Origin of the sequence: uncultured Streptococcus sp. (assembly GCF_963516515.1) — a bacterium.
GTDB lineage: Bacteria > Bacillota > Bacilli > Lactobacillales > Streptococcaceae > Streptococcus.
Genome location: NZ_CAUQCJ010000008.1, coordinates 40,153 through 57,430 on the forward strand (window position 1 = coordinate 40,153; position 17,278 = coordinate 57,430).

18 protein-coding genes and 2 pseudogenes are annotated in these 17,278 nt (G+C 41.3%); 1 reads left to right on the forward strand and 19 read right to left on the reverse strand.

Annotation, left to right across the window (positions count from 1 at the left end; translation table 11 throughout):
- Nucleotides 1-11: 11 nt before the first annotated feature.
- From RYL77_RS02910 to RYL77_RS03000, 19 genes and pseudogenes are all read right to left on the reverse strand, one after another.
- The gene (locus RYL77_RS02910) at nt 12-731 is read right to left on the reverse strand and encodes an ABC transporter permease (RefSeq protein ID WP_315009721.1); all 720 of its coding nucleotides are present in this window, start codon (nt 729-731) and stop codon (nt 12-14) included.
- A gap of 1 nt (nt 732) precedes the next feature.
- On the reverse strand, nt 733-1,518 hold the full coding sequence (locus RYL77_RS02915; protein WP_315009723.1) for an ABC transporter permease: 786 nt from the start codon (nt 1,516-1,518) through the stop codon (nt 733-735).
- Between the two features lies 1 nt (nt 1,519).
- A complete protein-coding gene (locus RYL77_RS02920) occupies nt 1,520-2,230 on the reverse strand; it encodes an ATP-binding cassette domain-containing protein (RefSeq protein ID WP_315009725.1) in 711 nt (236 codons plus the stop codon).
- Nucleotides 2,231-2,549: 319 nt separating this feature from the next.
- Nucleotides 2,550-3,344, reverse strand: a complete 795-nt coding sequence (gene pflA / locus RYL77_RS02925) for a pyruvate formate-lyase-activating protein (protein WP_020901989.1) — start codon at nt 3,342-3,344, stop codon at nt 2,550-2,552.
- Nucleotides 3,345-3,469: 125 nt separating this feature from the next.
- Nucleotides 3,470-4,720, reverse strand: a complete 1,251-nt coding sequence (locus RYL77_RS02930; RefSeq protein WP_315009727.1) for a diaminopimelate decarboxylase — start codon at nt 4,718-4,720, stop codon at nt 3,470-3,472.
- Nucleotides 4,721-4,786: 66 nt separating this feature from the next.
- Nucleotides 4,787-5,614 carry a pur operon repressor gene (gene purR / locus RYL77_RS02935; protein ID WP_004238844.1) on the reverse strand — a complete coding sequence of 276 codons (828 nt, stop codon included), beginning with the start codon at nt 5,612-5,614 and terminating at the stop codon, nt 4,787-4,789.
- Between the two features lie 105 nt (nt 5,615-5,719).
- Nucleotides 5,720-6,661 carry a 3'-5' exoribonuclease YhaM family protein gene (locus tag RYL77_RS02940; protein ID WP_247932229.1) on the reverse strand — a complete coding sequence of 314 codons (942 nt, stop codon included), beginning with the start codon at nt 6,659-6,661 and terminating at the stop codon, nt 5,720-5,722.
- The gene (gene rmuC / locus RYL77_RS02945; protein WP_315009730.1) at nt 6,651-7,907 is read right to left on the reverse strand and encodes a DNA recombination protein RmuC; all 1,257 of its coding nucleotides are present in this window, start codon (nt 7,905-7,907) and stop codon (nt 6,651-6,653) included. Before rmuC ends, RYL77_RS02940 begins: the two co-directional genes overlap by 11 nt.
- A 1-nt stretch (nt 7,908) precedes the next feature.
- Complete coding sequence (locus RYL77_RS02950; RefSeq protein WP_315009732.1) at nt 7,909-8,571, reverse strand: thiamine diphosphokinase; 663 nt, start codon at nt 8,569-8,571, stop codon at nt 7,909-7,911.
- Entirely contained in the window at nt 8,534-9,190 is a 657-nt protein-coding gene (gene rpe / locus RYL77_RS02955; protein ID WP_315009734.1) for a ribulose-phosphate 3-epimerase, read from the reverse strand. The genes RYL77_RS02950 and rpe overlap by 38 nt, the downstream gene beginning before the upstream one ends.
- A gap of 10 nt (nt 9,191-9,200) precedes the next feature.
- Nucleotides 9,201-10,079, reverse strand: coding sequence for a ribosome small subunit-dependent GTPase A (gene rsgA / locus RYL77_RS02960; RefSeq protein ID WP_315009735.1), 879 nt, complete (start codon nt 10,077-10,079; stop codon nt 9,201-9,203).
- 1 nt (nt 10,080) lies between these two features.
- Nucleotides 10,081-10,953, reverse strand: coding sequence for a 16S rRNA (adenine(1518)-N(6)/adenine(1519)-N(6))-dimethyltransferase RsmA (rsmA, locus tag RYL77_RS02965; protein ID WP_315009737.1), 873 nt, complete (start codon nt 10,951-10,953; stop codon nt 10,081-10,083).
- A gap of 130 nt (nt 10,954-11,083) precedes the next feature.
- Complete coding sequence (locus tag RYL77_RS02970; protein ID WP_000333264.1) at nt 11,084-11,392, reverse strand: hypothetical protein; 309 nt, start codon at nt 11,390-11,392, stop codon at nt 11,084-11,086.
- Nucleotides 11,385-12,026, reverse strand: a complete 642-nt coding sequence (locus tag RYL77_RS02975) for an ABC transporter ATP-binding protein (RefSeq protein WP_033683036.1) — start codon at nt 12,024-12,026, stop codon at nt 11,385-11,387. The genes RYL77_RS02970 and RYL77_RS02975 overlap by 8 nt, the downstream gene beginning before the upstream one ends.
- A 1-nt stretch (nt 12,027) precedes the next feature.
- Nucleotides 12,028-14,058, reverse strand: coding sequence for a bacteriocin-associated integral membrane family protein (locus RYL77_RS02980; RefSeq protein WP_315009739.1), 2,031 nt, complete (start codon nt 14,056-14,058; stop codon nt 12,028-12,030).
- A 76-nt stretch (nt 14,059-14,134) separates the two neighbouring features.
- A pseudogene (locus RYL77_RS02985) lies at nt 14,135-14,422 on the reverse strand (lactococcin 972 family bacteriocin); the annotation flags it as partial.
- Nucleotides 14,423-14,695: 273 nt separating this feature from the next.
- On the reverse strand, nt 14,696-15,595 hold the full coding sequence (locus RYL77_RS02990; protein ID WP_315009741.1) for an XRE family transcriptional regulator: 900 nt from the start codon (nt 15,593-15,595) through the stop codon (nt 14,696-14,698).
- A gap of 71 nt (nt 15,596-15,666) precedes the next feature.
- Nucleotides 15,667-16,227, reverse strand: a complete 561-nt coding sequence (gene rnmV, locus RYL77_RS02995) for a ribonuclease M5 (RefSeq protein WP_315009743.1) — start codon at nt 16,225-16,227, stop codon at nt 15,667-15,669.
- Complete coding sequence (locus RYL77_RS03000; RefSeq protein ID WP_315009745.1) at nt 16,227-17,000, reverse strand: TatD family hydrolase; 774 nt, start codon at nt 16,998-17,000, stop codon at nt 16,227-16,229. Before RYL77_RS03000 ends, rnmV begins: the two co-directional genes overlap by 1 nt.
- 157 nt (nt 17,001-17,157) lie before the next feature.
- Here RYL77_RS03000 and RYL77_RS03005 point away from each other — a divergent pair.
- Nucleotides 17,158-17,278: pseudogene (locus RYL77_RS03005) on the forward strand (amino acid permease); the annotation flags it as partial.

Here is a 17,278-nt window from a genome sequence, read left to right on the forward strand (position 1 = left end):
ATCCCCTGTCTTTAGCCTACATTTCTTCCTATAAGTATCAATGTAGCAAATAGAAAAACAATTAATAACCAAACTATTTGTATCCCTAAGCCTTGCCACACTGGATAATAAAGAGACAATGGATAGGTATAAAAACAATTCATACTAGCCAGTAATGGTAAATTTCTAAAAAAAGAACTGAATTGTAATAACATTTGTCCCAACCCCAATAAAAGGGATAAACTGATTCCCAAAATTAAGATAAAAGACTGGGAAATAAATACAAAAATACCACTTAAAAGAGAGAAGGTTAGAATAGAAATACAAGCTGGAAATAGAATTGTTAGAACATGTTTAATATTACTCAAAAGATTGATATTGTAGTATCCTTGCGCGATTAGTATGCATAATGATATTACAGCAACCAATAATACAATTTCCATACATAATAGAATAGCTAGTTTACAGATTATAAATTTCAAACGATTTGGACATGTAAGAAAACTGGTACGAAGGCTAGAACCTGTAAATTCTTGACCTATAAATAGAACCGCTAGACTAACGAAACCTGCCTGTCCTAAATAGAGACTTTGCAGTAGCTGTTCCAAAACAAACTGTAGAGTCAACTGGTCTGGCTTACTATTTAAAAAAACAACCATCGCCGGAACACACAGTAATAGAGCACCTATAATCAACCAGTGCCAAAGATTCATAGTAAACTTGAGATACTCACTTTTAAGTTGCTCTTTCAACTTATTCACCTCCTCCAATATCTGACTTAAGTAATCGGTAGATTGCTAAAGCCAAGAATGAGAAGTTCCAACAAAATAAAAATAAAATATGTTGTAAACTATTATGTTCTAACATTTGAGGAGATGTAGCAATCAATCCTTGCCCCAATGCAACTGGAAGAAATTTTGCAACCGATATATAGTTTGCTAAGAATGTTCCTAAATTGTAGACTTGAGGAAGCAAAAATAATAGAGGAACAATGGCTGTTTTAAATGTCAAAGCCATAATATAGGCCAGCAGTCCCAACAAGGTCCAAGCTATACTGGCTAAAAATATATAGAACCAAACTCTCTCATTTAGTAAAAAAAGAAGTAAGCCATCTTGTCCTAAAACATAATGTGTCATGTTAATCGTAAGGAATATTGATAGAAAGGAAATGAAAAAAGAAAATACAAGCCAAACTAATGTTTTTGAAACTAGGAAAGTACCTCGATTTGTAATAGAGAGGAGGCTTGTACGAATAGCAGAGCATTTATACTCCTCGGCTCCGTAAATTGAGCCTAGGATAATCATAATAAAAACACCAAATAAAGTGACATCAAAACCTAAAAATTCAATAGGAGGTATAGCTTCTGCTAATTCTGGATTTGTCTCTGGTGTAGCATGGATACCAACTGAAACAATTTGAGAAGCACCAATATTTGCTAAAAACGTTTGAAATACCAGTATCAAGAATAGTACAATATGAGTAGCTCTCCTATAAAGCAATTTCAATATTTCAGAATGAAGAGAGTATATAAGTGCCATGTCACTTTCCTCCCTCTGTTAAACTAAAGAAGACTTCTTCTAGTGAAGAAAGATTTTTCATCACTTCTTGTAAAGTCCCTTTTATAAGAGCTTTTCCTTTATTTATGATAACTACATCATCTGTTACTGCTTCCACTTCCGATAATATATGAGATGATAGCAAGACTGTTTTCCCTTCTTGAGCTTGTTTTTTTATAAACTCTCTAAACCACCGAATTCCTCTTGGATCCAACCCATTAGTCGGTTCATCCAATATCAGATATTGAGGATTTCCTAATAGAGCTGTTGCAATTCCCAAGCGTTGTCCTTCTCCTAATGATAATTTCCCAATTTTAGATTTTTTCTTATGGCTAATATCCACCATATCCAAGACTTGATCAATTCGCTGACTGGATATCCCATTACTAGCAGCAACAATTTTCAAATGTTGATAAACAGTTCGGTCATCAGGAGCACCTACACTGTCAAATGAAGCTCCTACAGTCTTTAGAGGAAATTTTAATTCCTTATAAGTTTGATCTCCAATTTTGATAAGACCAGATGTTGCTTTGTCTAATCCTAATAAAATACGTAAGGTTGAACTTTTGCCAGCTCCATTTGGACCTAGGAAAGCAGTCACTCTACCTGCTTTTGCTTCAAAAGAAATATCTTTTAAAATTTGAGTTTTGCCATATGACTTACATAGATTTTTAATGGTAATACTTTGTTCCATCATGTTCTCCTATTCTATTTAATATTTCTAAACGTAACTATATCTTACACATTCATTTTCGGATTTTTTTCAGAATTTCAAGAGTCAAAAGATTTAATAGTCAATGAAAATCAAAGAGCAAACTAGGAAGCTAGCCGCAAGCTGCTCAAAACAGTGTTTTGAGCTTGTGGATAGAACTGACGAAGTCAGTAACCATACCTACGGTAAGGCGACGCTGACGTGGTTTGAAGAGATTTTCGAAGAGTATAAAATTTTGTTTTATTTAATTATATATATTTGTGTAAACTTAAAAGCCCGATGTTTCCATCAGGCTTCTTTTTTATCCATGTACACGTTTCATATAGTCTTGGTAACTTTCGGTATCCATGAGTTTTTTAGCGTTCTTGACGCGATCTGCTGTTGGTGGTTTAACCCCTTCGAGTGAATATGGAATTCCCAATTCACGCCATTTGAACTCACCCATGGTGTGATAAGGTAGAATTTCAAACTTATCAACATTTTTGAGGGTCTTAACGAACTTACCAAGTTCAATCAAGTCATCGTCTCTATCTGTCAAACCTGGAACTAGCACGTGGCGAATCCAGACAGGTTTTCCAATATCTGATAGATACTGGGCACAGGCCAAGATATTTTTATTGGTTTGGCTAGTAACAATCTTGTGCTGTTCTTCGTTGATTTCCTTGATATCCAAGAGGACCAAGTCAGTGACAGCCATGAGTTTGTCAAACTTCTCAAGGTAACGTGGTTTATTACGGAAAGGAAGGGCACAGGTATCCAAGGTACAGTGGATTCCATGTTCTTTGGCCTTGGTAAAGAGGGCAATCAAGAAATCAATCTGCAAGAGGGCTTCTCCTCCACTGACTGTAATACCACCCTTATTTCCCCAGAAACCGCGGTAGCGCAAGGCCTCTGTCAAGACATCATCTACCGTCCGTTCACGTGATTTATTGGACTCCATAGCCCAAGTGTCAGGGTTGTGGCAATACTGGCAACGCATGTGACAGCCCTGCAAAAAGACAATAAAGCGAATACCAGGGCCATCTACCGCCCCAAAGCTTTCTGTCGAATGCACCATTCCTGTCACTTGTCCATAATCAATTGTTTCTTCAGACATATCGTTACCTTCCTTGAAAACGTTTTATAGTTTTATTATATCATGACTTGAAGGAAAAACAAGATTTTTGTCTATTTTTTAGAAAGCAATCTGTTTTTCAATTTCATTTTCAATTAATTCTCAGATTATTCTTCAAAATCAAAACCATACAAGGTTGCAAAATAGTCCTCAGGGCGCTCTGCACGGCGGATTTGACGGGCTTTACCTTCTTCGGTATAGAGGATTTCCGCAGAGCGAAGTTTGGCGTTGTACTGGTAGCCCATTGAAAAACCGTGGGCACCTGTATCATGAATCACCAGTAAATCACCGATTTCTGTATGAGGCAGTTCTCGATTCACTGCAAATTTATCATTGTTTTCGCAGAGAGAACCGACCACATCTACCACTTCAGATGGTCCATCTGGGTGAGTCAGATTGGTAATATGGTGGTAGGCTCCATACATGGCTGGACGCATAAGGTTGACTGCCGATGCATCCACACCTAGATAGGTACGGTAGGTTTCCTTCTTATGGGTAACTTTTGTGACCAAAGCACCGTGAGGAGCTAACATAAAGCGCCCCAATTCTGTGAAAATCTTAACCAGACCAAGACCTGCTGGCGTAAGGACTTCTTCATACACCTTACGAACTCCCTCACCAATCAAGGCAATATCATTTGGCTCCTGGTCTGGACGATAGTTGACACCAATACCGCCAGAAAGATTGATAAAGTCTAGCGAAATGCCCAACTTTTCCTTGATTTCAACAGCCAGTTCAAAGAGCTGACGCGCCAACTCTGGATAATAAAGATGGGTCACAGTATTGGAGGCTAAAAAGGAGTGAATTCCAAAGGTCTTAGCTCCTTTTTCCTTCAAAATGGCAAAAGCTTCAAAGAGCTGATCCTTAGTCATTCCAAACTTGGCCTCTCCAGGATTGTCCATGATGTCTGTCCCCAGTTCAAAAACACCGCCAGGATTGTAACGACAAGAGATAATTTCTGGAATGCCTGCTGCACGCTCTAGATGTTCAATATCTTCAAAGGCATCCAAGTTAATGGTCGCACCCAATTCACGCGCATAGGCGTATTCCTTGTCTGGCGTGTTGTTTGAAGAGAACATGATCTCAGAACCTGGAAAATCTAGTTTATGGCTCATCAAAAGCTCCACATAACTAGAACAATCTACACCACAGCCTTCCTCTTGGAGAATTTTCAAGATAGCTGGGGTTGGAGTAGCCTTAACTGCAAAATATTCCTTAAAGCCTTTGTTCCACGAAAAGGCTTGGTTGACGGCTCTTGCCTTCTCACGAATTCCCTTCTCATCATACAAGTGAAAGGGAGTCGGGAACTCGGCAACAATCTTTTCTAAGTCTTCTTTATTGATAAATGGTGTTTTCATAAGTTTCCTTCTATTCTATTTGCAAAGAAAGGCTGGGACAATCGTTCCAACCTTTAGTTCTATCTCTTATTTATCTTCGTCAAAGATATTACCAACCTCAACATCGATGGCTTGGTTCTTGACATCAATATTGGTTACCTTCAAGAGTGACTTGTAATCAAACTGCTTTTCACGTTCTTCTTGGGCATTGTCCGCAAAGACGGCTACACCTGCCAATTCTGAATCGAACTCACGCAAGAGACTGATCATCCCGTTGACCGTTCCGCCACCTTTCAAGAAGTCATCCACAATCAAAACACGGCTGCCTGCCTTGAGACTGCGTTTTGAAAGGAACATTTTCTCAATACGGTCACCACTTGAACCTGAAACATAGTTGACGCTGACAGTTGAACCTTCGGTAATTTTCAAGTCACGGCGCACAATAACAAAAGGAACATTGAGGACATTGGCAACTGCATTTGCAAGTGGAACACCCTTAGTCGCTACTGTCATAACCGCATCAATTTTTTGGTCCATAAAGCTCTTGGCAATAATGCGACCAATATTTTTCAAGATAGCTGGTGTGCTAAGCAAATCAGACAGGTAGATATAGCCACCTGGCAAGATACGGTCACTTTCTGACAACTTGGCACGCAAGTCTTCAACCATTTCCTTGGCATCATGACTTGAGATTGATGGTGTGAAGATGACACCCCCACCAGCCCCAGTCACTGTCTGAATATGGCCGATTTCAATTTCTTCAAAGGCGCGTTTGATAATGACGATATCTTCTGATATGGATGATTTAGCAGATTCATACTTTTCAGCAAAAGTATTGAGACTAGTTAGTTTATAAGGATTATTAATCAAATAGTTGGAAATGACAACCATCCGATCACTTCTTCTTAATTTCATTTCTATTTCCCATTTCATTTAATTTTGATATTTTATCTATTATACCATATTCACACAAAAAAACGAACATTCTCATCCTAAAAAATGCTCATTTTTCTTAAATTATTAATCTAGATCTGGTTTATAGAAGGAACGATTATCCATTGCGAAGATTTTATTGGTCATCTCTCCTTTATCTACCAAGGCAAGAGCTGTTGACATCATCATCATGCTTGCATCTAGGTTGTCAATCATATGGATAATCTCTGCCTCCATAATGCGTGGACGGACTGGACTTCCATACTCAAGTAAGCCGTGGTGACTGAGGATGACGTGGCGAAGCAGAACGACTTCTTCCTTGGTATCATCGATGCCGAGTTCCATCACTGTCTTGGTAATTTCACTATCAATCAGAGCGATATGGCCAAGAAGATTGCCTCGCACTGTATACTCAGTTTGGTCTGGTCCCGTCAACTCAATGACCTTAGCCAAGTCATGTAGCATAATTCCTGCATAGAGCAGACTCTTATTAAGCTGAGGATAGATCTCGCTAACGGCATCTGCCAAACGCACCATGGTCGCCGTATGATAGGCCAATCCCGTTTCAAAGGCATGGTGATTGGTCTTGGCTGCTGGATAAGAGTAAAATTCCTTGTCGTACTTGGTGTAGAGATTTCGGACAATCCGTTGCCAAACAGGATTTTCGATTTTGAAAATCATTTGCGACATATAGTCACGGATTTCCTTGACATCAACTGGCGACTTGACCTTGAAATCAGCTGGGTCATTGGGCTCGCCAGGTTGAGGCAGGCGGAGAGTAATTTGATTGACTTGAGGGGTGTTGTTATAAACTTCTCGGCGCCCTTTCATGTGGACAACCTTACCTGCGGTAAAGGCCTCAATGTTATGAGGTTGGGCATCCCAGAGCTTCCCATCAATCTCGCCACTATCATCTTGGAAGGTAAAGGCTAGGTAGTTTTTCCCAGCTCGAGTTTGCCTCAGGTCAGCTGATTTGATTAGGTAAAATCCTTCAAACAGCTCATCTTTTTTCATGTGACTAATCTTCATATTCTTCCTCATTTTCTTGGAAATGGAGTAGATCAAGCGCAGGCTCACCTTCTGATAACTCAATGTGACGGAGCGTCCGCTCGATAGCTGTGGTGCGACGGTTTAATAGTTCATCAATATTGCCAGAGGCATGTTGGAGATGTTTTTGTGCCTTGACCAGAATGCCACCAAACTTGCCAAACTCGGTCTTGACACTGGCAAGAGTCTTGCTGATATGGTCGGCACTCTTTTGGATATTAAGAGTCTTGAAGCCAACTGATAGGGAATTGAGCAAGGCTGACAGGGTACTTGGACCTGCGACAATAATCTGCTCCTCCCGCCTCAAATCATCAAAGAAGACAGGATTGCGGACAATTTCTGAGTAGAGACCTTCTGTCGGAACAAACAAGACTCCAAAATTGGTCGTTCGAGGTGGCGCTATATACTTGCTCTTGATATCCTTGGCAAAGCGCTTGACACTTGCTAGGAGCGACTTACGACAGCGTTCGATTTCGTCCTTGTCACCCGCTTCATAGGCTTCTTCTAGGCGGTAATAATCTGCCAGTGGAAACTTGGAGTCAATCGGTAGGTAGACGTATTCCTGGTCTCCCTGTCCAGGTAGCTTAATGGCGTACTCCACTCGTTCACTGGAGTTTTCAACCGTTGCATATTCTCGTTCATACTGGGCAGGGGTCATGATGTCTTCAATGATTTGCCCCAATTGCAATTCACCCAGAATTCCTCGCGTTTTGGTCCCAGAGAGAACCTTGTTAAGAGCACCGACATCACGGGCAACTGTCTGCATCTCTCCCAGACCACGATTGACCGACTCCAGTTGTTTGGAAACTGTCTCAAAGGAAGCCTGTAGGCGTGTCTGCAAGGTCTTTTCCAATTTTTCCTCGACCGTCTGGCGCATTTGTTCCAAACGTTGCTCATTTGATTCCTGCAGGGCTTGAAGGCGTTGGTCGGTCTTGTCTCTAGTTTGGAGGAGATTATCTGTCATTTCTTGACGAACTTGAGTCAGGGCTTGGTGCAATTCCATTCGCACTTCTTGCAAACGGTCACTGACAACCACTTCCAAATCTTTTTGATCTAACCGGCTGGCTTGTCTTGATTGTTCAAAGCGGTAATCCAACTGGTCTGACAAGTGATCCGCCTGTTCCTCCAAGCTCTTGGTCAGATGTTTTTCCTGCTTATCCTGCCTTTGCCAAATCAGAAAGAGTCCAGCTAGGTTGGCAATCAATAATAGAACAAGTAAACTTTCCATCCTACCTCCTGTCCTTGCTATGCAGCACAATCATATAGCCATCTGGGCAAGTCACTGACACTTCCCTATCTATATATTCGTTAGAAGCGTACACTTTTTTAAAGAAAAAATTCTGCTCTGTCAACTCATACTTAGCACCGAAAATAGTCAACTGGCTATCCCGAACCGGCATAAAGGCTAGATAGTCATAGTCCGAGCGAGGTTCTAGCTGACTGGTCCCTTCTGGACAATAGGCAATCAAATTTTGCCCATCCTCAATCGCTATCTGGCGCATATAGGGCGCCAACTTGGGATTGCTGGGCAGAAAGACATTAGCCAACATGTGATCAATACGACCACCTAAAGCACCGAAAATAGTAACCTCAGCCTGAGGATTTTGCTCAAAAATGGTTAAGAGAGCCAATTCCAAATCAGTATCATCTTTTTCTGGTCGGGCTTGAACAAAATGCTGGGCATTTTTTTGAATTACCTGTCGCTCTTCTTCCGTTACAGAATCAAAATCCCCAACTGCTAGGGCGAGAGGTAGATTTTCTTCCAAGACCCAAAGCGATCCTCGATCCACACCAACAAAAGCATCAAAATCTGTCCGATAATGACCGCGGTCTCCGCCTGCAAAAACTGCAACCCTAGTCCAGTTGTTTTCTGAGAGTTTGTACTCGCTCATTGACATCTCCCTTAAAGACATAGGAACCTGCTACAAAAACGGTCGCACCAGCTTCTTTGGCTTGAGCAATAGTTTGGTCATCAATCCCACCATCCACTTCAATCTCAAATTTCAAACCTTTTTCCTCACGAATGGCAACCAACTCACGGACCTTATCCATGGTTTCAGGTAGAAAAGCTTGTCCACCAAACCCAGGGTTCACTGTCATCACCAAGACTTGGTCAACTAGATGAAGGACGTGCTTGATAGCTTCAACAGGCGTACCAGGGTTAATGACAACCGAAGGTTTAACACCGAGTGAACGAATTTTTTGGAGGGCGCCATGAATATGAGGCGTTGCTTCTACATGGATGCTGATGATATCTGCTCCCGCACGCGCAAAGTCTTCCAGATGATGCTCTGGATTAGCTACCATCAAGTGGCAGTCAAAGACCATCTTGCTATGGGGACGAAGAGCTTCGACCACACCTGCACCAAAACTGATTTGTGGCACAAAGTGACCGTCCATGATATCGATATGGGCATACTCTGCCCCAGTTGCTTCTAGGCGTTTGATTTCACGTTCAAAGTTGGCATAATCTGCTGCCAGAATTGACGGAGCAATCTTGTATTGAGACATAGGTTTCTCCTTATTTTGGAATTTTTTTGCTGACTTTTTTATAGGTTTCTCTGCGATTTTCAATTTCGCTGAGGAATTGCAGGTAGTTGTCAAAACGGAAGGTGGCAATGGCGCCCTCTTCAACAGCTGGCTTTACTGCACAGGATGGCTCATGGGTATGGGTACAGCTACGAAATTTGCAGTTTCGACTAACACTAGCAAGCTCTGGAAAAGCTTGATTAAGATCTTCAGCCGTTGTTACTTCATAATCCAATGATGAAAAACCTGGTGTGTCTGCGATTTTACCCCCATTGAGGTTATAGAAACTGACCGCACGAGTGGTATGACGACCACGACCCAGACTGTCTGAGATTTCTCCTGTTTCAAGATTAAGGTCCGGTGCGATTTTATTGAGAAGAGTTGATTTCCCAACACCTGTCTGTCCCATGAAGACCGTAACCTTGCCTGTTAACAAAGGCAGGAGTTCCTCTTTACTGGTCACAAAGTCATAGCCGATGTCACCATAAGTCTGTTTATAAAAATCCAGTTCTCCTCTATCTTCCAACAAATCCATCTTGGAAATATAGACAATGGGATGGATGCCCTTGTGTTCCAAAAGAACCAAGAAGCGATCCAGCAAATTGCTGTTGAAATCAGGTTCTTTGACAGACATGATTACTACAGCTTGATCAATATTGACAATGGGCGGACGGACCAGACTGTTTTTCCGTTCGTGAATCTTGAGAATATAGCCTTCTGAATTTTCCTCGGCAGAGAAATCTACCCAGTCCCCAACATAGGGTGTATGCCCTTTTTTACGGAAATTTCCACGCGCTCGTGTTTGATAAACCTTGCCCTCACTCTCTACATAGTAGAACCCCGCCAAGGCTTTAATGATTTGTCCCTGCATCTTAGAGTCCTTGCCCTTTAAGTGCATCTGCTAGGCTGGCAAATTCTTCCAAGCTGAGAGCTTCCCCACGCACACTTGGTGACAAGCCTGCTTGGTCCAAGGCCTTGGTCAGCTTGTCCTTGACTTCCTCAGTCTTGCCAAAGTAACCTGTCAAATTGTTCCACAAGGTCTTACGGCGATGGGTAAAACTAGCCTTGGAAACCTTAAAGAAGAAGTTCTCGTCTTCCACTGCTACGGCTGGCTCTGGACGACGCACCATTTTCAAAATGGCTGAGTCCACATTTGGTGCTGGCACAAAGACTGTACGCGGCACGATAAAGGCAACCTTGGCAGTCATGTAATACTGCACCGCAATCGACAAGCTACCGTAAGCCTTTGTATTAGGCTGGGCCGAGATCCGATCCGCCACTTCTTTTTGCATCATGACCACAAACTCACTAAAAGGAATGCCACTCTCTATCAAGTGCATGAGAATAGGCGTCGTGATGTAATAAGGCAAGTTGGCTACTACCTTGATTGGCAGGTCAGGATTTTTGAAATTCTGGATATGTTGCGCCAAATCGACCTTGAGAATATCCTCATTAACCACTGTAACATTATCAAAATCACGCAGAGTATCTGCCAAAATCGGTACCAAACGGTGGTCGATCTCAAAAGCCATGACTTGAGCTGCACGCTCAGCCAGAAACTCTGTCAAAGCACCAATCCCTGGCCCAATTTCGATAACATTGATCTGGTCATCAATTTCAGCCGTATCCACGATTTTTTGAAGGATATTGGTATCCGTCAGGAAATTCTGCCCGAAGGACTTTTTAAAGGTAAAACCGTGACGCTCCAGCACTGCCTTGGTCACGCTATAATCTGCAATTCTCATCTATTCTCTTTTCTATTATCTGTTACTACTATTGTAACACATTCCCCTTGTATTTTGGGGGTGAAAATCATACCAAAAAACTATCTTTCCTCATGAAGAAAGATAGTCTTGGAAATCTTTAAAGGTGGATTTATCGGTTCTCTCGAAACATCCGTTCGAAAAAATCAGCTTCTTGATAACTTCGATTTTCAGGTAGGGTCAAATCTACATCCTCCTCCACATCGTCCACTGTCAGTTCAACCGTTTGAGGTAAATTTTTCAAACGATAATGCTTTTGCCTTTGCCCTTCAATGCTAGCAAAATCAAGCAAATAGCCATTCACTCGGATTTGAACCAAAAGGAGATGATTGGTCATGTTTTCCATGATGAGAATATCTTCTAAACCACCTCTGGCACTAGGATAATCAGATACCCTGCGAATACGAATTTTTTCACACATGAGCAAGCTCCCTCATATCAATGATTTCATCGGCCTTATTCCAGACTAGGGGATTATGGGTCGCAATGATGATAATTCGATTTTCATCTTTCAAATCCACCAAGAGATTCATAACCTCCTCTGAATTTTCAGGATCAAGAGCTGCTGTTGGTTCATCTGCCAAAATCAAGGGTGGATTTTTCAAAATAGTCTTAGCAAGGGCAACTCGTTGAGCCTCTCCCCCAGATAAAGTATAAATTTTTTGTTCTAGATCCAAATACCCTAGATTAACCTTTTCTAAAGCCTCCACTTGCCTTTCCAAACGTTCTACTTTTGAGATTTTCTGACCAACAAAGCCCAAATCCAAATTCTCTTTGATTGATTGGTTTTCTAAAAGGCCAAAATTTTGAAAGAGATAGCCCATCTGGTCTCGAAAATACTCACGAGTGGGAATGGTTTTTAAATCTTTCCCCTGATAGAGAACCCTTCCACCATCTATCTTTTCTAGCTTTCCTAAGATATTAAGTAAAGTCGTCTTTCCGCTTCCACTCTTTCCGATTAAGGCATAAACCTTGCCCTTCTCCAGCTTGAGATTTAAACCAGAGAAAATCGCGCGGTCATTAAACTTCTTTTCCAATCCTTGAATATCAATCATCTTATTTTCCTTTCAATACTGCCATACTACCAGCTTCTTCTTTTTTATCCTGCCTTACTAAAATCAAGAGGGCGTTAAGAGTAAATAAAGCTACAACTAAAGCGCTAAGCAAGCTATCTCCTGTCAAAACACTAGATAGGACTAGGCCAAGCAAGAGAACTCCTCCTTGCGCCAGTAAGTACTTGCCATGAAGCTCATAGATTGTCATGCCAGCAAGACGTCTAATCATGATCTCCCGTCTGAACTGCTCAAAATAGAGAAGATTCATGGAATCAAATAACAAGATAGCCGTAGACAGGGTCAAAATAGTTCCTATAAGGAGAGAGTAGAACTCCATCCGTTTGTCATTTAGTACCTTGGCAAAAAATAGCTGGCTTTTTACCAAATAAGAGACTTTGTGATACAGACCTTGCTCTTTTAGAGCTGTGATACTATCTCCATATCGATCTAGTTTTAAGGCACTATTAGCCGTAGTTCCCCATAACATTCCTGCAACAGGTCTTGTTCCAGTCGCTTGCGGCGTTAAAACTACAATAATCGGATCTTTTAGGTACTGGCGTGTCGTCTTGTACCCATCGTTATAGAGGAAGCGTTCCTGTCCTGTTTCTGTAAAAGCTAGCGTTACCTGTGGGAGGTAGTGTTTCTGACTCGTCACTTCTACACTTTCAGATGAAAAGTTTTGCAGGTAATCTGTAAATAATCCTTGATAGTAGACAGACTGCTCTCGCAAGCTCTCAGGCAAGATCAGCCCAAATTCTCCCTCAGACAAGTTTTGCATCTTGTCCATAAACTCAGGAGATACGGCAACCTTCTCTTCTGTTAGATAGCGCGGTGAGACATAGATGACATCTCCTGACGGTGTGTAGTCATTGAGACGATTGCCATCTAGGTCCACTTCTGCGCCATTTGAGAATTTGTCAACATTGCTCATGATATAAAAAGAGTCTGTATTGGCTAACCGTTCTTCAGTAAATATCTGCCACTCACGATTATCCTTACGCATTCCTTCTTCATCGGCAAATGCACTAGACCAACCAAAGGATAGACGGTAACGATCTGAGGACTGACTCCATTTATCGCTAGCTCTCTCCATTTCTTGCATTTCACGGTAGTGGGGTAGGAGAGCAGTCGCACTCGAGCCGACCACCAGCATGGCCAAGAGTTGCCCCACCATCATCAATGTCATCATACGTTTGAGAGGGAGTTTCCCTTTCAATAGATCCACCAGACTATTTTCCTGTAAACCAAGTAGATACACGACACTTAATAAGGTAGAAATCCCTACCAAGGCCAATCCATAAAGTAAAAGACCAATGATGACCAGTTGCACCGTTGCCATAAACAAGGCACCTTGATACCAGAGAATCCCCAATCCCAAAAAACTGGATACCAGCACCGAGAAGATAAGCTGTCTCATATCTTCTAATACTGGTCTGAGAGCAACCCCAAACAAGCTCTCACCAGCTATTAAACGAATCCCTGCTTGACGGAGGGATTTTATCCGATAAATCAGAGTCAAACTCATAAAGGTCAGCAGAAAAATAGCCAAACTCAGTAGCACCATAGGGGTGACAGCCAATAGTAAGACTATCGAAAATGGATCTTCTCCATTCGAAACAAATCCTTGATAGCCAAGTTCTTTCAAGGTGGTCTGTAAGCTCACTCCATCCAAACTTCCTGACACAATCAAGTAAGACCCTAATAAATCACTCGTTTCTGCACTCTCCTTGGAGGAAATGGTCAGACCTGCTGGAAGCTCTCCCTGACCATAAGTGGCATAGGTAAAGCGTGTTTCTCCAGCTTCATTTGGCTCAACGATCCGACGGGCGATGAGACTATTATGCTCTACCGCCAAGTGACTCAAAACCTCTGTCACCTCTTCGCGACCAGCTACTGGTTGATTTAACACCATTCCTGTCACATCAACAGAGGGATAGTTACCAAATAAAATCTCTTCTCGATGGTCAACGGAAGTTATCACCATATAAAGCGATACCAATACCATTGAAATCAAAATAAATAAACGTTTCATCATTTCCTCCCAAAAGTTACTTGATCACTTAGTGAGAAGGTGACCAAGTAAAGCTAAACAATAGGGCTATACCATTCTAAACATTATAGTAGAATGCAACTTTCTCTCCCCAAGAAGTACGAATCCATGCACGAGAAGTCCCTCCAGCATCAGCATATCCCTTATCAGATGAACCAGTTTTTCTACTAACAACTGTTGAGCTATGATATTCTGAAGAGTGATAGTAGTTTGAGTAAGCACCTCCGTCACCTGAACCATAAGTCCAAACACCACCTTCTGGGTATTGAACGGCAGCAGAGACAACTGCTACACCTCCACCTAATGTTGCTGCAATGCTCGCTACAAGGGCTAATTTTTTAACTGTTTATTTCATATTGATACTCCTCGATACTATTATATTACCAAATGATATTCTAAAATTATTTGTTTTTCTCTAAATTGTCAAAATAGCACCCTGAAATGAACTTTTATAGTCATTATACTCCATCTTTATCACACTACCAAGGACATCAATGTCCTTAAAATCTAACTATTTCATAATATTTTTGGCTTACATCTAAAAAAACAGTTCTAAAGACGAACTTTAGAACTGTTTTAATACTAGAACAAGGACATTTTTGTCATTGCTTCGCTATGTTTATAAATATTTTTTTACATCCTCTTGCCATTCCTCTGTCAATTTCTTTACTAGAAATTCATCTCCAATTAGCTTCGCAAATGTTTTAGAAGACTGATAAAATGATTCAGCTAAACTAAAATCTCTTTCTTCTCTTAATGCTTGCTTCCACAAAAACATAAATACAAGAGGTTTCTTTTGATAATCTTGAGTTTTATCCATAATTTCTTGTAAACACGATAGATAATCATTAAAGCAATCAGTCACTCCTACCTTTTCAAGACAACACATTCCTGAAATAAGAGTATCTCTAATTATAAAGAAGTTTTCTAATTGAGTTACCTTCTTCTGTTCTAAAAGAAAGAACATTAGCTTTTCGATTTGATTCACAAATTTGGCAAGATCTTTTCTAATGAGTATTTGATAAAAAAACAAACGAATCAACAACATATCATTTATTGAATAAACTTCTTTTTCTATAATCTGAGGCATATGTTCCTCAAGTATTAACTCTGCGTATTCAGGCCTTCTAGTTCTAGAAGTATCTAAACACGCCTGCAATACTTCACATGCTAATTGTTCTTCTTTAGGAAGATTATCAAAGTATATTTTATAAATCTCTTCCAAACACGCTTCTTTTTTATCGTATTCCTCTTCTTTACCATAGATTGGTTCACGTAAAATCTGGTATTTCAATTCTAAATAAGCAGAAGGAAGAGCTGAAAAATCCGGCATAAGGCTATAAGCTGGAACTCCTAAACGACGAGCAATATAGTCTAACTTGGGCAAACTCGGTTGCGAAGCTCCACTTTCAATTCTCGACAGTTGACGAACTGTCAGTTCTTGCTCATCTCCACAAAAATCTGGACGACTAATTCCTTTTTCTATCCGAATCTCTTTAATTTTTTGACCAATTAACATCAGACGCCTCCTCTTCTACCTGCTTCGAAAAATACTGTAAAACTCAAAAAATTGTAATGATCACATCTTTCCTACTCATAACTTTTCATAGCTGATTCTACTTCTGCCAAGGTGACCCCAAACAACTCTAAGCGTTTGAGGAGTTGCTTGCCGTTGGAATAGCCGATTCGGAGAGCCTCTCCCAGATATTCTCTGCGTTTACGGCTATCTGCCCCTGCTAGAAAACCAAGGCGAATCAAGTCGCTACGACTGATGTCAAACTGACTCTCATGTTCAAATTGTTCTGTCACTTGAGCTAGAGCTGTTTTCAGGTCTTCATAGCTGGCATGCTCAATTCCCAGAGACCGCCCCTTGGTCTTGGACTTAGGAACAGCTTCATCTCGTTTGAGGAAGGCATGCTGAACCGTTGGAATAGCTGTCATAATCATGCGACGAATTCGCTCACCGTTAAAGTCAGGATCTGTAAAGACAATGACTCCATGACGCTCATGTAGGCGCTGAATACGCTCTATATCCTGGTCATTGATGGCGGAACCTCGGGTTTCATAGGTCTCTACATCGAAATAACGTTTGAGATTGGCCGTATCATCGCGGCCTTCAACCACGATGACTTGAGAAATTTTTTCTTTCATCACTTGCTGTCCAATCCAAAAATATGCTCTGCATTTGCAGTTGTTACCGCCGCTAGCTCTTCTGCCGTCATGCCACGCAAATCAGCTATGAAGTCCACCACATAACGGGTGTAAGCTGTTTTGTTTTCGCGACCCCGTTTAGGAACAGGAGCTAGGTAGGGCGCATCCGTCTCCACCAACATCTTGTCCAGAGGAAGTTCTCTAGCAGCCTCTTGGATATCAGTTGCCTTCTTGAAAGTCACCACACCTGAGAAGGAAATGGTCATACCAAGCGCGACAAACTTCTCTGCCCATTCAAGAGTTCCTGAGAAAGAATGCATGATACCACCTCGAGGACCAACTCCCTCGCTCTTAATAATCTCATAGGTATCTTCCAGAGCATCACGGGTGTGGACAACAAAAGGCAATTCCAAATCCTTAGATAACTGAATCTGACGACGAAAAACCTGCTCCTGCACTTCTTTTGGTGCTGTCATCCAATGGTAATCTAAGCCAATTTCACCTAAAGCCACAACCTTGGGATGTTTTAACTTATCCAACAAGTAAGCCTCGACTTCCTCCGTATAAGTCCCTGCTTCTGTCGGATGCCAACCAATAGTTGCGTAGAGTTGGTCATACTCATCTACCAACTCCAAGGCACGCTCAATCGTTGGTTGATCAAAACCAACAATATTCATCTGTGTCACACCCATCTCAGCAGCCAAGGTAATTTCTTCTGCCTCACGACCTGCAAATTCTTCTACATTCAAGTGTGTATGTGTATCAAAAATCATCTCTTCTAACCTCGTTTTCTATCTACTATTATAGCAAAAAAACTGACCTCTCTCCTCATCTGAAAAAAATATTCTAAAATCCATTATCATCTCTTGACGCTCTTTTTCCAAAGCAGTATAATAACACTTATTGAATTTTTCAACAAAGGAAACAACTATGTTTACAAAATTAAAACAGACCTTTATCGGTCGTCCTCTTAAATCCTTAACCGAAGGCGAAGGAGGACTACTGGGAAAAATGCAGGCACTGGCCATGTTGTCAAGCGACGCTCTGTCCT

Bases quoted from the DNA above. Each gene is read 5' to 3' on its own strand.
- rpe (WP_315009734.1), bottom strand. From the start codon at position 9,190: ATGTCTCAATACAAGATTGCTCCGTCAATTCTGGCAGCAGATTATGCC.
- RYL77_RS02940 (WP_247932229.1), bottom strand. From the start codon at position 6,661: ATGAAGATTAGTCACATGAAAAAAGATGAGCTGTTTGAAGGATTTTAC.
- RYL77_RS02915 (WP_315009723.1), bottom strand. From the start codon at position 1,518: ATGGCACTTATATACTCTCTTCATTCTGAAATATTGAAATTGCTTTAT.
- purR (WP_004238844.1), bottom strand. From the start codon at position 5,614: ATGAAATTAAGAAGAAGTGATCGGATGGTTGTCATTTCCAACTATTTG.
- rmuC (WP_315009730.1), bottom strand. From the start codon at position 7,907: ATGGAAAGTTTACTTGTTCTATTATTGATTGCCAACCTAGCTGGACTC.
- rsmA (WP_315009737.1), bottom strand. From the start codon at position 10,953: ATGAGAATTGCAGATTATAGCGTGACCAAGGCAGTGCTGGAGCGTCAC.
- RYL77_RS03000 (WP_315009745.1), bottom strand. From the start codon at position 17,000: ATGATTTTTGATACACATACACACTTGAATGTAGAAGAATTTGCAGGT.
- rsgA (WP_315009735.1), bottom strand. From the start codon at position 10,079: ATGCAGGGACAAATCATTAAAGCCTTGGCGGGGTTCTACTATGTAGAG.
- RYL77_RS02970 (WP_000333264.1), bottom strand. From the start codon at position 11,392: ATGTGTGAAAAAATTCGTATTCGCAGGGTATCTGATTATCCTAGTGCC.
- RYL77_RS02990 (WP_315009741.1), bottom strand. From the start codon at position 15,595: ATGTTAATTGGTCAAAAAATTAAAGAGATTCGGATAGAAAAAGGAATT.
- rnmV (WP_315009743.1), bottom strand. From the start codon at position 16,227: ATGAAAGAAAAAATTTCTCAAGTCATCGTGGTTGAAGGCCGCGATGAT.
- RYL77_RS02950 (WP_315009732.1), bottom strand. From the start codon at position 8,571: ATGAGCGAGTACAAACTCTCAGAAAACAACTGGACTAGGGTTGCAGTT.
- RYL77_RS02975 (WP_033683036.1), bottom strand. From the start codon at position 12,026: ATGATTGATATTCAAGGATTGGAAAAGAAGTTTAATGACCGCGCGATT.
- RYL77_RS02920 (WP_315009725.1), bottom strand. From the start codon at position 2,230: ATGGAACAAAGTATTACCATTAAAAATCTATGTAAGTCATATGGCAAA.
- RYL77_RS02930 (WP_315009727.1), bottom strand. From the start codon at position 4,720: ATGAAAACACCATTTATCAATAAAGAAGACTTAGAAAAGATTGTTGCC.
- RYL77_RS02980 (WP_315009739.1), bottom strand. From the start codon at position 14,058: ATGAAACGTTTATTTATTTTGATTTCAATGGTATTGGTATCGCTTTAT.
- pflA (WP_020901989.1), bottom strand. From the start codon at position 3,344: ATGTCTGAAGAAACAATTGATTATGGACAAGTGACAGGAATGGTGCAT.